A 16,467-nucleotide genomic window follows, 5' to 3' on the forward strand; every position below is an offset into this window, starting at 1 on the left:
CTGGTGACGAGGACATCGCCCTGGCTGATCTCCTGGCGTTCTTCCGGCACCCCGTGAAGGGATATTTCCGGGCGCTCGACCTGACGCTGCCGTGGGAGGTCGAGGGCGTCTCGGACCAGATGCCGGTGGAGATCGACAACCTGCAGAAGTGGTCGGTCGGCGACCGGCTGCTCCGCGACATGCTGGCCGGAGTCCACCCGAACGACGCGCTGCAAGCAGAGTGGCGACGAGGCACGCTGCCACCGGGACGACTCGGCTGGCGGACGGCGACCGACGTACGCGACGAAGCCAAAGAGGTCGCGCTCAGTGCGTATCCGCACCGGCAGGTCAGATCCCGGGCCTGTGATCTGGACGTCGATCTCGGCGGCGGCCGACGGCTGACCGGCACCGTGCCGACTGTGCATGGCCACCGGCTGGTCTCGGTCGGCTTCTCCCGACTTGACGCCAAGCAGTTGTTGTCCTGCTGGATTCAGCTGCTCGCTCTGTCGGCCAACGACGACGACCACAACTGGACGGCGCTGGCCATCGGCCGCGGCCGGAACACTCCGGCGAGCCGGCTCTTCGGCCCGGTCGGACCGGAAGCCCGCGGCTTGCTTGCCGACCTGGCCGCGATCTACGACGCCGGCCGGCGCGAGCCGCTTCCGCTTCCACTCAAGACTTCGTTCGCCTGGTACGAAGCACGCCGTACCGGAGACGATCCGGCCACCGCGGCCGGCCGACGATGGAGCCCGGCCGCCTACGACGGCGAGAACGCCGATCCCGCGCACGTCCGCGTCTGGGGTCCCTACAGCCGGCTCGACGACCTCCTGGAACCGACCCGGCCTGGCGAGGACCGCCCGGGCGAGCGAACTCGGCTCGGCGCGTACGCCGCCCGGCTCTGGGAACCGATGCTTCGCTACGAGCAAGGAGGGTCGTGATGAAACCGTTCGATCTTCTCGGTGACCTCCCGACCGGAACCGTCGTACTGGAGGCAAGTGCCGGCACGGGCAAGACCTATGCGCTGGCCGGACTGGTCACCCGGTTCGTGGCCGAGGGCCGCGCCAGGCTCGACGAGATGCTGCTGATCACCTTCGGCCGCGCGGCCAGCCAGGAGCTTCGCGAGCGCGTACGTACCCAGTTGCTCGACGCCGAAATCGCACTGACCGACCCGGCCCGCTGGGCTGCCGACGAGGGCCTTCTCGGTCACCTCGCCAAGGGCAGCGCCGAAGAGATCGCGGAGCGGCATCTGCGGCTTCGCGATGCGCTGGCCAACTTCGACGCCGCGACCATCGCAACCACGCATCAGTTCTGTCAGCTCGTGCTGCGATCGCTCGGCGTCGCAGGTGACACCGATGCGGGCGTCACGCTGGTCGACGACCTGGGAGACCTCGTCACCGAGGTGGTCGACGACCTCTACCTCAGCCTCTTCGGGAACCTCGCGGACCAGCCGCCCATCAACCGGGCCACCGCACTCGAGATTGCGCTGAAAGCAGTCGCCAACCCACACACCAAGCTGGTTCCGGACCAGTACGCCGTGGGTTCGCCGGAGGGCGTTCGGATCGAGTTCGCGCACGCCGTACTGGCTGAGATGGAGCGTCGCAAGCGCCGCCTCGGCATTCTCGGGTACGACGATCTGCTCACCAGGCTCGCGGCCGCCCTGGAGGATCCCGACGCGCCGGCCCGCAAGCAGATGCAACGTCGGTGGTCCGTCGTCATGGTCGACGAGTTCCAGGACACCGACCCGGTGCAGTGGAAGGTGATCGACGCAGCCTTCAACGGGGCCAGCACCCTGGTGCTGATCGGTGACCCCAAGCAAGCCATCTATGCGTTCCGTGGCGGCGATATCGCGACCTACCTCACCGCCGCGGCCACGGCCGGAGAGCGACGTACCCTCGATACGAACTGGCGCAGCGACCAGCCGCTGGTCGACTGCCTCCAAGTCGTCCTGGGCGGAGCCCAGCTCGGCCACAAGGACATCGTCGTACACCCGGTCGCCGCCCATCACCAGGGCAACAGGCTTGCTGGAGCACCGTCCGTCGCCCCCTTCCGGCTGCGGGTCGCACGCAGGGACCAGTTCGGCTCGGCCCGGCGAAAGAGCGTCCCGATCGACGAGCTCCGCGACCACATCGCCCGCGATCTGACGGCCGACATCGGTCGGCTGCTGACCGCCGGCGCGACGTACGCAGATCAACCGGTCCGCGCTGGTGATGTCGCGGTCATCGTCGAGACGCACAAGGACGCGCGCGTCTGTAGGGAGGAATTGGCCCGAGCCGGGATCCCGGCCGTCTACTCCGGAGACCTCGACATCTTCTCGTCGCAGGCCGCCAAGGACTGGCTCTGTCTGCTCGAGGCGTTCGAGCAACCGCACCGCTCCGGCATGGTCCGCGCCGCGGCGACCACGATGTTCTTCGGCGAAACGGCGGCAAGCCTGCGGGCCGGTGGCGAGGAGCTCACCGACCGGACCGGGCAGACGCTGCGAGCCTGGGCCGACCGGCTGCGAATCAGTGGGGTCGCGGCCGTCTTCGAGGCCGCGCAGGCGCACGGGATGACCCAGCGCGTCCTCGGCTGGCGCGGTGGCGAGCGCGACATGACCGACCTGGCTCACCTGGCCGAACTGCTCCACGAGACCGCTCATCGCGAGGGCTTCAGACTGCCCGCCCTGCTCGACTGGTTGCGTGCGGAGTGCACCGGCCACGGACGCACGGCCGAGCGAACTCGGCGACTCGACAGCGACGCAGCCGCCGTACAGATCATGACTGTGTGGGTCAGCAAAGGCCTGCAGTATCCAGTCGTGTACCTGCCGTTCGGTTTCACCCGCCATGTGGTCGAGGAGACCGAGCTCCTGGTCTTCCACAAGGACGGCGAACGGTGTCTCGACCTCGGCGGCAAGAGGCACCGCGGTCACCGCGCCAATCAGAAGCTCTGGCGGGTCGAGGAGGCCGGTGACGACATTCGCCTCACCTATGTCGCGTTGACCCGCGCCCAGTCACAGGTCGTGGCCTGGTGGGCGCCGTCCTGGGATGAGATCAATGGCGGCATCTCGCGGCTGCTGCGCGGCCGGAAACAAGGCGAAGCGATCGTGCCCGACACTCTCGACAGGTCATCCTCCGACGACGAAGTGCTGACCTGGCTGCGGCGCTGGCAGCAGGCCGGTGGGCCAGTGATCGAGGATTCCGTCATCGCCGAGCACTCCGAGCCCGTCCCCGAGGCACTCCCCAGTGGGCTCGCGTCCGGAGCCTTCACCCGCGAAGTCGACCTCACCTGGCGCCGTACGTCGTACTCGGGGCTGATCCGTGCGGCCGACCAACAGGTCGGCGGTGTCGCCAGCGAACACGAAGAGAGTCAGCTGGAGGACGAGACCGTCGATCCGGTATCAGCAGCTGGGCTGGCGCCGATCGATGCGCTCCCGTCTCCAATGGATGGACTCCCGGCGGGAGCCACGTTCGGGTCGCTCGTGCACGCTGTGCTCGAAGAAGCCGATCCGCAGGCGCCCGATCTGCAGGCCGAACTGACCGCGAAGGTCCGCGAGCAGTTGCGATTCTGGCGAGTCGACGTGACCGCCGAGGCGCTGGCCACCGCGCTGCTGCCGATGCACACGACACCCCTCGGTCCGCTGGTTCCCGGTCTGACTCTCGGCGAGTTGGGCCGCGCCGACCGGCTCCGCGAACTCGACTTCGAGATCCCGCTCGCCGGCGGCGACGAATCGGTTCCGGCCGATGTCCGGCTGGAGCAGTTGGCGCCATTGCTGCGCACCCACCTGCCGGCGGACGATCCGCTCCTCCCGTACGCCGATCGCCTCGAACAGCCACTGCTCGGTCGGCAGAGCCTGCGCGGCTACCTCACCGGCTCGATCGACGTCGTACTGCGGATTCCGCATGGCTCGGGGCACCGCTTCGTCGTCGTCGACTACAAGACCAACCGGCTCGGCGATCCCGAGCAGCCCGCGACCTCTTCGGAGTACCTTCCGGAGCAGTTGGGTGCCGCGATGCTGCACTCCGACTATCCATTGCAGGCGATGCTTTACTCGGTGGTTCTGCACAGGTACCTCCGATGGCGGTTGCCGGGCTACGACCCCGACGTACATCTCGGTGGAGTGATCTACCTCTACCTGCGCGGGATGTGCGGGCCGCAGACACCAGTCGTGGACGGCCATCCGGCCGGGGTGTTCAGCTGGCCGATGCCGACAGCACTCGTACTCGCCCTGTCCGAACTGCTCGACGGGAGCACACGATGACCGCGACCGTTGACGAGTTCGACTCGACCCTCGCGCTTGCCGCGACCGGGATCCTGCGTGACTTCAACACAGCCGGCGTGATCGTGGCCGCCGACGTCCACGTAGCCTCCCGGCTCACCGCGATGCTTGCTGAAAGCAACGAATCCGTGGCGCTGGCCTGTGCTTTGGTAGCACGAGCCGTTCGAGCCGGATCCGTCTGCCTCGATCTCGCCGAGGTCCGTGCCGAGGTTGGTGACGATGGCACCGAGCTGGCCTGGCCTGCCCTGGACGAGTGGCTCGCGGCTGTGAAGGCGAGTCCGCTGCTCAGCGCCCCACACCCACTCCGCCTTGAGGGCACTCGCCTGTACTTCGATCGCTACTGGCGAGAGGAGGACGAGGTCGATCAGAACCTTCGCCGCCGCGCCGGCCGACCCGCACCCACCATTGCCAGTGAAAAAGCTCTGACCGCCGGACTCGACCGCCTCTTCCCCGGTCCGGCATACATCGAACAGCGGACAGCGGCCGAAACAGCTGCCCGGCAGTGGACGACGGTCCTGACGGGCGGCCCGGGCACCGGCAAGACCACCACGGTCGCGGGCCTACTGACCCTCCTCGCAGAGCAGGCCGAGCTGGCCGGGGATCGCCGCCCGCGAATAGCCCTCACCGCACCAACCGGTAAGGCAGCAGGCCGCCTCGAGGAGGCGGTTCGGCGCGAGATGACTGAGCGCCTCACTGCGGAGGACAGAGACAGACTCGGCGAATTTCAGGCCCGAACCCTGCACATGCTGCTCGGTCGGCGACCCGATTCGTCGACGCGGTTCCGCCACGACCGGGACAACCGTCTACCGCACGACATCGTCATCGTCGACGAGACCTCGATGGTCTCGCTGACGATGATGGCGCGACTCCTCGATGCGGTCCGGCCCGAGGCCCACCTGGTCCTGGTCGGCGACCCCGACCAACTGGCATCCATCGAAGCAGGCGCAGTACTCGCCGATCTCGTCGAGGGACTCGTCGCCGGCGGGCACATCGAAGCGGCCGAGCTTCGGACCTCACACCGGTTCGGAGGTGAGATCGGCAAGCTGGCGTTGGCCATTCGCGACGGCGAGCCAGAGGTCGTCCTCGACGTACTGCGTGAAGGCGGTGACCGAGTCCACTTCGTCGATGACGACGATCCTCTCGAAACTCTGCGTTCGGCGATACTCCCCGACGTACTGGCAATCAGGGCCGCCGCTGAGGCCGGCGACACAGACGCCGCGCTGGCAGCACTGGATCGCCATCGCCTTCTCTGCGCCCACCGCGAAGGCCCATGGGGAGTCAGCCACTGGAATCGGACCGTCGAGCGGTGGATCACCGAAGAAACCGAAGACCCGCTCTGGGACACCTGGTACGTCGGCCGGCCGGTACTGGTGACCGCCAACGACTACACCCTCGGCATCTATAACGGAGACGTCGGCGTGACGATCCGACGACCTGACGGCTCCCTCCGAGTCTGCATCGACAGCACCCGCGGCCGCCTCGACCTCGCCCCCACCAGGCTCGGCAACATCGAAACCCTCCACGCCATGACCATCCACAAAGCCCAAGGCAGCCAAGCCACCGAAGTTACCGTCCTGATGCCGGGCGAAGAGTCCCGCCTCCTGACCCGAGAACTCTTCTACACAGCAGTCACCCGCGCCCAGGACCGAGTGCGAGTAGTCGGCACCGAGGCCGCGATCCGCTCAGCCCTCAGCCGCCGCGCCCTCCGCGCAACCGGCCTCCGCCAACGCCTGACCAACTGATCCTGGTCCCGGGCCTAGTCGAAAAGACTGGGTTCCGGGTCAGGCTGAACCGGAGCCGGCCGGAATCTCGCACCCGGTTGGACCACCGCGCTTCCGATCGCCTCCTCCAGCCCTTCGACCGCGAGCCGATCGGCGCGCTCGTTCTCCGGATGCCCGGCGTGCCCCTTCACCCAGAACCACTCGACGTCGTGTCGCGCGTTCGCCCGCTCCAGCCGCTGCCACAGATCGGCGTTCTTGACCGGCAACTTCGCCGACGTCCGCCACCCGTTCAGCTTCCACCTCGGCAGCCACTGGGTGATGCCGTTCCGCACGTACGTGCTGTCGGTATGAACCTTCACCACTTCGCCATCCCGGGTCAGGCCCTCCAGCGCCATGATCGGAGCCATCAACTCCATCCGGTTGTTGGTGGTCTCCCCCGGCTCTCCGCCGTACAACTCCTTCTCGTGCTCCCCGTACCGCAGCACCACGCCCCACCCACCAGGCCCCGGATTGGGACTGCAGGCCCCGTCGGTGAAGATCTCAACAAGCCGCTTGTCAGTCACCGCCGAACCCTATCGCCGGGGATCGAGGTAGTGCGTGCCGACCGGCACGCGCACGGCTGTTGTCGATACGCGCAGGATCGCGGGGGCGTTCGTGGACGCGACGGTGCCGGACCGTGTTCCTTGGCAGGGAGGACTCAGATCTTCCTTCGTCGCCGTGGAGGCCGTCATGCCCACCCTGTCTCATCGATGTCGTGTTGCCGGAGCCGGTCGTTCGCGGCGCCGGTCTCGTTTGCCGAAGGTGGCGTGGGGCGTGGCGATGAGCTGTGTCCTCGCCTTCCTCGGAGGTTGCCTGGTCGTCGTCACGTCGACGCCGGCTGCTTCTGCGACGGTGTCGGACGAGGCCTCGACGGTGCTGGGCGAAGCACAGGCGCAGAATGTCGCCGCCAGAACAAGGCGCCAGGTCGAGGTCGGCACGCTGACCACCGAGACCGGGCAGGTGTTCGCCAATCCGGACGGTTCCTTCACCAGGCACGAGTCGGCGTTGCCGGTACGGGTCCACGGGTCGTCCGGATGGGTGCCGGTGAACATGACGTTGCGGGCCAGAGCCGACGGAACGGTAGCGCCGATCGCCGGCCCGCTCGATCTGGCGTTCTCCGGTGGCGGCGAGATGCCTCTCGTGCAGCTTCGCCAGGACGGCCGTGAGCTGGCTGTCGGCTGGCCGGGCAAACTGCCCCAGCCGGTGCTGTCCGGCGAGACCGCGACCTACCGGGAGGTCTTTCCCGGCGTCGACCTCGTCCTGACTGCCTCGACTGCTGGTCTGTCGCAGATCCTGGTCGTCAAGAACGCGGCAGCCGCGGCGAACCCGGCGCTCGGATCGCTGCCGTATCGCCTGACCACCAAGGGTTTGGTGGTTCGTTCCACGGCGGCGGGGCTGACTGCGACCGATCCGGCCGGCGAAGTCGTGTTCAGTGGACCCGCGCCGTACATGTGGGATTCGTCCGGTCGCGGGTCCGCCGTACAGCCCGGTGGCCGGGTCACGGCGGTCGGCGCCCGGGTCGCCGGGGATCAGCTGTCGCTCGTGCCGGATCGGGCGTTGCTGAACGCCAAGACCACTCGGTTCCCGGTCTACATCGACCCGTCGTGGTCCGGCGTCAAGCAGGCCTGGACCCAAGTCTGGAGCAACTACCCGACCACGTCGTTCTACAACGGCGCGAACCTCGGAACGTCGGAGAAGGTCGCCCGGGTGGGCTATGACAGCACGGACAAGAAGCGCACCCGCTCGTTCTTCCAGTTCGACACCAGCGGCGTGAAGTACAAGCACATCCTCAAGGCCACGCTGCAGACAGCGTCGAACTGGTCGTGGTCGTGCACGGTGCGCGAGGTACAGGTGTGGGCGACCAACCCGATCTCCTCGGCCACCACCTGGAAGAACCAGCCGACCTGGGCGTACCAGATGGAGAAGAAGAGCTTCGCGAAGGGCTTCTCGTCGTCCAGTTGCCCGGCCGGCGGGGTCGAGTTCAACGTGACCAGCCAGATCACGAACGCCGCGGCCAACGGCTGGTCCAACGTCACGCAGGGACTTCGGACGTCGACGACGGCGGAGACCAACAACGATACGTACTCGTGGAAGAAGTTCGCCAACAACCCGAGCATCACCATCGACTACAACACGATTCCCGACAGCCCGGCGAACCTCACCACCGAAGGCTCGGCCTCGTGTGTGACGGGTCCCGATCGGCTGGTCGTGTCCACGGTGACGCCGACGCTTCGAGCGACTCTCCACGACGTCGACAACTCGGTCCAGGCACACTTCGAGTGGTGGACGGCCGATGGCACGGCCCCGGCCGGGGAGTACGTCTCACCGGTCGTCGCGGGTGCGACGCCCACGGTCGTGGCGACCTCTGTTCCGTCAGGTGCCTTCGGCAACGGTGTGGTCGGCAAGTGGCGCGTGCGCGCCGAGGACGGCATCGACGTCAGCGCGTGGAGTCCGTGGTGTGAGTTCGCCGTGGATGACGCGGCGCCTGAGGCACCCACGGCAGTGTCGTCGGGGTTCCCGGACAACGGGTCCGGCGACGCGGTGATGGGGACGAGCCTGCCGGTCACGTTCGGCGCCAACGGCGAGTCCGACGTGGTCAAGTACGAGTACACCTTGAACGGTACGTCGACCGCGCTGAACCTGACGGCGACGCCGTCGCAGCCGGGTGCCGAGGCGGCGATCTCCGTCGTACCGGATCGGTACGTGAACTGGCTGCACGTCCGCTCGGTCGATGCCGGGGGCAACCGCTCCGCGGTGGTGACGGCGGTGTTCTACGCCGCACCGGCACCGGGGCCGGTCGCGGACTGGGGGCTGGACGAGACCGGTGACGGCACGGTGGCGGTCGACTCCGCGCCTGGCCGGCACAGCGCCACCCTGGCCGGCGGCGCGTCCTGGGGTGACGGCCGGCAAGGCGGTGCCCTGACGCTCAACGGCACGACGGGGTACGCCGCGACGACCGCATCGGTGGTCAACACATCGAACTCGTTGTCCGTGTCGGGCTGGGTGCGGCTGACCGACATCTCGCACAACGCGGTGGTGGCCACCCAGGTCGGGAGCCAGGCCGGCGCCTTCACGTTGTCCTACTCGAGCTCCTCTCGGCGGTGGATCTTCCAACGCACCTCGGCCGACGTCGCCTCGCCGACGTACACCAAGGCGATCTCCACGACGGTGCCCGCGGCGGACGGCAGGTGGGTGCACCTGACCGGTGTGTACGACGCACCGAGCGCCCAGATCCGGCTTTACGTCAACGGTGTTCTCGAGGCGACCACGGCGTACACCACGCCGTGGAGCGCGGCCGGCTCGTTCCAGATCGGGCGGTCGAAGGTCAACGGCGTCTACGGCGAGTACTGGCCGGGTGACCTTGACCAGCTGCAGGTGCACAACCGGGTGTTGCTGCCGGGCGAGATCCAGCAGGTGGCCCGGCGCGACGGTCATTGGCTGATGGACGAGAGCTCCGGAACGACGGCCGGCGACACCGCCGGGGCGCATCCGGCGAGCTGGTCGGCCAGCGGCGCGTCACGCGTGGCCGGCAAGACCGGCAACGCGGTGCAACTGAACGGCACCACCGGTGTGCTGACGGCCTCGGGGCCGGCGGTCCGCACCGACGGCAGCTTCACGGTGGCCGCCTGGGTGAAGCCGTCCGCGGTCGGCAAGAACGAAGTCGTGATCAGCCAGGACGGCTCGCAGGTCAGCGGTTTCCGCCTGGGATACGTCTGGGACGACCTGTACGGCGGCTATCGCTGGTCGGTGGCGATGCCGGTCGCGGACTCAGTGTCTGCGGAGGTACACACGGCGGTCGGCCCGTTCGACGAGCCAGTTGCCGGTCAGTGGACGCACGTCGCGGGAGTGTACGACGCGAAGGACCAGACGCTGCGGCTGTACGTCGGCGGCCAGTTCGTGGCCGAGACCTATCACCGCAGTGCGTGGAACGCGGCCGGCGCGGCACGCTTCGGAGCGGGCTGGACGTCGGCGGCCGGCCTCCGTGACTTCTTCACCGGCGCCATAGACGACGTACAGATGCATTCCGGTGTGCTCACGGATCAGCAGATCGCCGACCTCTACTTGCCTTCCCAACTGTGACCCACCCGCTCGTGGACACAGTTCCGCCCCGTTTGATGAGAGGAGTGGCGCCATGCTGGTGCCGTTCACCGGAATAGTCACGGCCGTCGCGCTCGCGGCCAGCAGTCTGGTCGCCGTGCCCGCCGCGCAGGCCGACGTCGGTACGTCGGATGCGTGGCGGCCCGCGGCGCAGAACGAGCGGTCCGTGCCTGGGCACGATTCCGCGCCGAGGTCGCGTCCGGCCGATCCGAAGGCAGCGTCCGTGCTGCGTCAACCTCCACAGGTGAGTCGACCGGAGGCGGGTACGGCGGAGGTCTCGCTCCCCGCCGACGGCACCATTACACAGGCTGGCCAGTTGCCGGTTCGGGTCAGCGCGGGGCGGGTCCAGGGCACTGCGTCGACGCGTGTGAACCGGGTACGCGTTCAGGTTCACGACCGTTCGGCTGCCGAGAAGGTGGGCGCTTCGGGGATGCTGTTCACCGTCGGTCGCACCGATTCGGTGGCGAGCAGTGGCCAGGTGAAGGTCGAGGTGGACTACTCGGCGTTCCGTTCGGCGTACGGCGGTGACTGGGCAAGCCGGCTGCGACTGGTGCGGCTGCCGGCGTGTGCGCTGACCACACCGGACAAGGCCGGGTGCTCCGACGGGCAGGTGCTGACGTCCAGCGCCACCGGCGACAACCGGATCGCTACCGAGGTCGCCGCGTCGAGTCAGGAGACGGTGCTGGCGTTGTCGTCGGCACCGGCGGGCAGCGCGGGCAGCTACAAGCCGACCGCGTTGTCGGCCTCGGCGTCGTGGAACGCGGGCGGCTCGTCAGGTGCGTTCACGTGGGGTTATCCGATGGACAGCCCGGAGAGTCTGGGCGGCCCGGAACCAGATCTGGATCTGGGCTATTCGTCGGGTGACATCGACGGCCGGGTGGCGTCGACGAACAACCAGTCGTCGTGGGTCGGTGAGGGCTGGGGCCTGGACGAGGGATTCGTCGAGCGCCGGTACACGTCGTGCGCCGATGAGGTGACGACGACGCCGAAGCCCTATGACCTCTGCTGGGAGACCGACAACGCCTACCTGGTGCTGGGCGGGACCGCGTCCGAACTGGTCCGTGACGACGCCACCGGTACCTGGAAACTGCGGGACGACGACGGTTCGCGACTGGAACGGTTGACCGGTGGAGTGAACGGCGACAACGACGGCGAGCACTGGCGGCTGACGTCGCGCGACGGCACGCAGTACTACTTCGGGTTGAACCGGCTGCCGGGGTGGGCCACGGGTAACGAGGTGACCGGTTCGGTCTGGACGGCGCCGGTGTTCGGCAACGACGCGGCCGAGCCGTGCCACGGGGCGTCGTTCGCGGCGTCGTACTGCACGCAGGCGTGGCGCTGGAACCTGGACTACGTGGTCGACCCGAACGGCAACGCCATGTCGTACTTCTACGGCAGCGAGACGAACTACTACGGCCGCAACCTGACCGCGACCGCCGGCACCCAGTACGTGCGCGGCGGCTATCTGAAGCGGGTCGACTACGGCCAGCGGTCCACGTCGATGTATTCAGCGGCGGCTCCGATGCGGGTGTCGTTCACGGTGGACGAACGCTGCGCGGCGGGTGCGACCTGCGGCACCGGCGACATCACGTCCGCCACTGCCGCGAACTGGCCGGACGTGCCGTACGACCAGAACTGTTCGGCGGGTGCGAAGTGCACGGGGTTGTATTCGCCGACGTTCTGGACGCGCAAGCGGCTGACAGCGGTGACGACCCAGCTGTGGGTGTCCGGGACGACCTACCGGGATGCGATGTCGTGGGCGTTGGGCTATGAGTTCCGTGACCCTGGTGACGGATCATCGCCGGCGTTGTGGCTGGCGTCGATCACCGCGACCGGCAAGGTCGGCGGGACCGCGTCGCTTCCTTCGGTGTCGTTCCAGGGCGTGCAACTGGCCAACCGGGTGGACGCCGCGGAAGGGATTCCGCCGATGTCCAAGTGGCGGTTGACCGACGTGTACGACGAGGCCGGTGGGCACGTCCACGTGAACTACTCGGCGGCGGAGTGTACGGCGGGTTCGTTGCCGGTGCCGAGCCAGAACACCAAGCGGTGTTTCCCGCAGTACTGGCAGGCCGACGGGTCAACGTCGTTGACGCTGGACTGGTTCCACAAATACGTGCCGGTCACAGTGCTGGAGGACGACCAGGCCGGTGTGGCCGGGACCGAGCGCACCGACTACGAGTACGTCGGCGGCGGCGCATGGCACTACGACGACAACGAACTGACCCCCGTGAAGTACCGCACGTGGGGACAGTGGCGCGGCTACGGCCGGGTCCGGGAGCTCCACGGCAACCCCGGCGAGACCCGCTCCCAGGAAGAAAGCCTGTACCTGCGCGGCATGGACGGCGACAAGCTCCCGAACGGCGGCACCCGCTCGATGACCGTCACCGACTCCCTCGGCGGCACGGTCACCGATCACCCCGCGCTGGCCGGGTTCAAACGCGAGTCCCTCACCTTCACCGAGGCGGGTGGCAGCGTGCTGGAGGGTGTGATCACCGACCCGTTGATCTCCTCCCCCACCGCCACCCAGGTCACCCGCAACGGCACGATCAAGGCCTACCGGGTCCATGAGGCCGCCGAACGGTCCCGCGAGGCGCTGTCGTCCGGTGGATGGCGCCACACCGAGACCCGCACCAGCTACGACTCCTACGGGCTCGAAATCGAGGAGAACGACCTCGGCGACACCGCCAAGACCGGCGACGAGCAATGCACCCGCACCACGTACGCCCGCAACCTCTCGTCGTGGCTGATCGATTTCGAGGCCCGCGAGCAGACCGTGTCCGTGGCCTGCACCGCGACACCGTCGTACCCGGCGGACGCGGTGTCCGACGACCTGACCTACTACGACGGATCCACCACACTGGGGGCGGCGCCGACCAAGGGCGACGAGACCCTCACCAAGGAACTCGCCTCCTACTCGGGCACCACACCGGTCTACACCCAGGAGGGGCGCACGACCTACGACTCGTACGGCCGGCCGATCGAGACCTACGACCAGCTGGACCGCAAGTCGTCGGCCGTCTATGCCCCGGCCAGTGGCGCGGCCGTCACCACTGTCACCGCGACCAACCCGGCGGGGCATGTGACCACGACGACCGTCGAGCCCGCGTTCGGTGAATCGCTGGCCGAGGTCGACCTGAACGGGCGCCGTACCGACACGGCACGGGACCCGCTCGGCCGGATCACCGCGGTGTGGCTGCCGGACCGGTCCAAGGCGGCCGGAAAGACCCCGAACCTCAAGTATTCCTACCTGATCCGCCAGGACGCGCCGTCGGTGATCACCACCGAGGAGGTCCGCGACGACGGCACGTACGAGGCCAGCTACGACCTGTACGACGGGCAGTTGCGCGAACGGCAGACCCAGGACCCCGCGGCTGACGGCGGCCGGATCGTGACCGACACGTTCTACGACTCACGCGGCCTGGAGGTGAAGGCCAACGGCGCGTACTGGAACAACGGCACCGCCGGTACGACGTTGCTGACCGGGGTGAGCGACGCGTCCCTGCCCGGTCAGGACCTGACCATCTACGACGGCGCCGAACGCGAAACCGTGGAGATCTTCCGCTCGCACGGGTTCGAGAAATGGCGCACCACTACCACGTACGGCGGCGACCGCATCAGCGTGGACCCGCCGGACGGCGAGACCGCCACCACGTCCATCACCGATGCCGACGACGCGGAGGTGGAGCTGCGGCAGTACACCAGCGGCTCGCCGACCGGTTCCTACGACGCGACCACCTACGCCTACAACAAGCGCGGCGACATGGTCACCACGACCGACCCGGCGGGCAACACCTGGGACACCACCTACGATCTGCGCGGCCGAGTCACCCAACGCGAGGACCCTGACACCGGGACGAGCAAGTTCACCTACGACGACGCCGGTCAGGTGCTCACCAGCACCGACGCACGCGGCGCCACTCTCGCCTACACCTACGACGCCATGGGCCGCCGTACCGGCATGTATGACGGATCCACCTCCGGCACCAAACGCGCCCAGTGGACCTACGACACACTCGTCTCGGGCACCAGCGTCAAGGGCACGCTCGCGAGCTCGACCCGCTTCGTCAACGGCAACGCCTACACCAAGTCGGTCGACGCCTACGACATCCGGTACCGGCCGCTGACCAAGACCACCACGATTCCCACCTCCGAGGGCGCGTTGGCCGGGTCGTACAAGACCAACACCGGCTACACCGCTACCGGGCTGCCGTCGCTGGTGTCCTATCCGGCAGCGGGTGGGCTCGAGGCGGAGACACTGCGGTACGGCTATGACGCTGCCGGCCGGTTGCAGACCGCGAACAGCGGTCTCGGCACGATGCTCACCGCGGCGACCTACACCCCGTACGACGAAGTCGCCCAGTCGACCCTGTCCGCCGCGGCCGGCAAGCAGCTCGTCCACTCCGCGTTCTACGACGACGCGACCCGGAAGCTGGACCGAGTGCTGGTCGACCGCTCCAGTGCCCCCGAACACCTGGCGGACGTGAAGTACACCTACGACGCGGCCGGCAACATCACCAAGATCGCCGACACACCTCAGGGCGGTACGAGTGATGTCCAGTGCTTCAGCTACGACCACCTGCGCCGGCTCACCGAGGCATGGACCCCGGCTGCCGACTGTGCCACTCAGCCCGGCGCCGGCGCACTGGCCGGATCCGCGCCGTACTGGCAGGGCTGGACCTACGACAAGACCGGCAACCGGCTCACCGAGACCAACCATGACCCGGTCACCGGCGCCGCCACCACCTCCAACTACACCTACCCAGCCGCCGGAGGAACCCGTCCGCACGCACTGGACAGCGTCGCCACCGGCACCAGGACGGACACCTTCACCTACGACGCCGTGGGCAACACCACCGCCCGCAACGTCGCCGGGAAGGCTCAGACTCTGAGCTGGGACGCCGAAGGCAATCTGGCCACCCTCACCGAGAACGGCAAGGCCACCAGCTACCTGTACGACGCCGACGGCGAGCGGCTCATCGCCCGCGACACCGACGGCAGCACCCTCTATCTCGACAACTCCGAACTCCACCTCAGCCCCACCAGCACGGTGACAGCCACCCGCTACTACGACCTCGGCACCGCCGGCGCCGTACGGAACGAATCGGGTCTCAACTTCACCGTCGCCGACCATCACGGCACCAACACTCTGACGGTCAACGCCACCGACCTCACCCAGGAGCAGCGCCGCTTCACCCCCTTCGGCGTTGCCCGCGGCCCCCAACCCACGACCTGGCCCGACAAACACGGCTTCGTCGACGGCGTCGACGACCCCACCGGACTCACTCACCTCGGCGCTCGCGAATACGACTCCGCCCGCGGACGCTTCATCTCCACCGACCCCGTCGCCGACTTCGACAACCCGCAACAGCTCAACGGCTACGCGTACGCCGACAACACCCCGATCACGGCCAGCGACGCCGACGGCGAATGGCGCGTACTGCCCGGCGGCCACTACTGCGACGGCTGCGGCGGCTACAACAAGGCTCCCAAGAAAAAGAAGAAGGCGCACAAGAAGGCTGTCAAGAAGGCCAAGCACTACTGCGACGGCTGCGACTACCAGCGCTACCTCGTGAAGAAGAAGAAGCAGGAGAAGATCGCGGCGGCCAAGCGGGCGGCCAAGAAGGCCGCTGCCAAGAAGGCGCGGGAGAAGGCGGCCAAGCTCAAGAAGAAGGCGGCCAAGAAAGCCGCCGCGAAGGCGAAGAAGAAGGCACAGCAAAAGGCGAAGGACCGGGCCAAGAAGAAAAAGAAGGCCTCCATCCTCGGCGGCGAGGACTACGCGCTGGTGAAGGTCGCCGCCACCGGCTACGCGATCTGCCGGTTCATCAGGGGCACCCCGGCCAACACCTGCGCCGTCCTCGGCTCGGCCCTCGCGAAGGGCAAGGACGACGGCGGCGGGTGGTACTACGCCAAGTGGTACGTCGTCGCCCGGGGCAGCTGGACCCTCTACCGGGTCGGCGAGATCTGGAAGAAGGGCGGCGTCACGCCGAGGGGGCAACTCGGCAAGGTCAAGGGCGAGTTCAAGGCCGATGGAAGGGCAACCAGACGAGGCGTCGGCCTGTGGATGCTCTACGAGATGCTCGGCGGCGACACCCGCTCTCCAAGTCGCAACAACAAGCCCAAGCAGAAGACGAAGTGCGTGGTCTCGTGGAAGGTCTGGGGAAAGAACGTCTTCAGTATCTGCTGACCGTCTGAGCTGAACGCGTTCGCGGCGGCACCGTCGTGGCCGGAGGAGATCTCTTCGACCGCGGCGGTGCCGACGTGTCCGGTGCCGGGACTTAAGGCACGGTAAGGATGCGGCGGTGGGGGTTGTGGGACCGGCCGGATGCGAAAGAATCCTTCATAGGAGACTCGTAAGCCGTAAGAAGTGACCGCCCCCGG

General features: G+C 67.9%; 5 protein-coding genes and 1 pseudogene. 5 read left to right on the forward strand and 1 reads right to left on the reverse strand.

Annotation, left to right across the window (positions count from 1 at the left end; genetic code table 11):
- From E1261_RS05390 to recD, 3 genes and pseudogenes are all read left to right on the forward strand, one after another.
- Window positions 1–917: pseudogene (locus E1261_RS05390) on the forward strand (exodeoxyribonuclease V subunit gamma); the annotation flags it as partial.
- The gene (locus tag E1261_RS05395) at window positions 917–4,213 is read left to right on the forward strand and encodes a UvrD-helicase domain-containing protein (RefSeq protein ID WP_132402773.1); all 3,297 of its coding nucleotides are present in this window, start codon (window positions 917–919) and stop codon (window positions 4,211–4,213) included. The pseudogene E1261_RS05390 and the gene E1261_RS05395, both read left to right, overlap by 1 nt.
- Window positions 4,210–5,973, forward strand: a complete 1,764-nt coding sequence (recD, locus tag E1261_RS05400; RefSeq protein ID WP_132402776.1) for an exodeoxyribonuclease V subunit alpha — start codon at window positions 4,210–4,212, stop codon at window positions 5,971–5,973. Before E1261_RS05395 ends, recD begins: the two co-directional genes overlap by 4 nt.
- A gap of 14 nt (window positions 5,974–5,987) precedes the next feature.
- On the opposite strand, the gene rnhA is transcribed toward recD, so the two are convergent.
- Entirely contained in the window at window positions 5,988–6,515 is a 528-nt protein-coding gene (gene rnhA / locus E1261_RS05405; RefSeq protein WP_132402779.1) for a ribonuclease HI, read from the reverse strand.
- A gap of 256 nt (window positions 6,516–6,771) precedes the next feature.
- Here rnhA and E1261_RS05410 point away from each other — a divergent pair, with 256 nt between their 5' ends.
- The gene (locus tag E1261_RS05410; protein WP_238176022.1) at window positions 6,772–10,071 is read left to right on the forward strand and encodes a LamG-like jellyroll fold domain-containing protein; all 3,300 of its coding nucleotides are present in this window, start codon (window positions 6,772–6,774) and stop codon (window positions 10,069–10,071) included.
- 52 nt (window positions 10,072–10,123) lie between these two features.
- Window positions 10,124–16,273, forward strand: coding sequence for an RHS repeat-associated core domain-containing protein (locus E1261_RS05415; RefSeq protein ID WP_132402785.1), 6,150 nt, complete (start codon window positions 10,124–10,126; stop codon window positions 16,271–16,273).
- Window positions 16,274–16,467: the final 194 nt, after the last annotated feature.

The organism is Kribbella albertanoniae (assembly GCF_004348455.1).
Lineage (GTDB): Bacteria > Actinomycetota > Actinomycetes > Propionibacteriales > Kribbellaceae > Kribbella > Kribbella albertanoniae.

Coding starts and splice junctions, on each gene's coding strand:
- E1261_RS05415 (WP_132402785.1), top strand. CDS start 10,124: ATGCTGGTGCCGTTCACCGGAATAGTCACGGCCGTCGCGCTCGCGGCC.
- E1261_RS05395 (WP_132402773.1), top strand. CDS start 917: ATGAAACCGTTCGATCTTCTCGGTGACCTCCCGACCGGAACCGTCGTA.
- recD (WP_132402776.1), top strand. CDS start 4,210: ATGACCGCGACCGTTGACGAGTTCGACTCGACCCTCGCGCTTGCCGCG.
- E1261_RS05410 (WP_238176022.1), top strand. CDS start 6,772: ATGAGCTGTGTCCTCGCCTTCCTCGGAGGTTGCCTGGTCGTCGTCACG.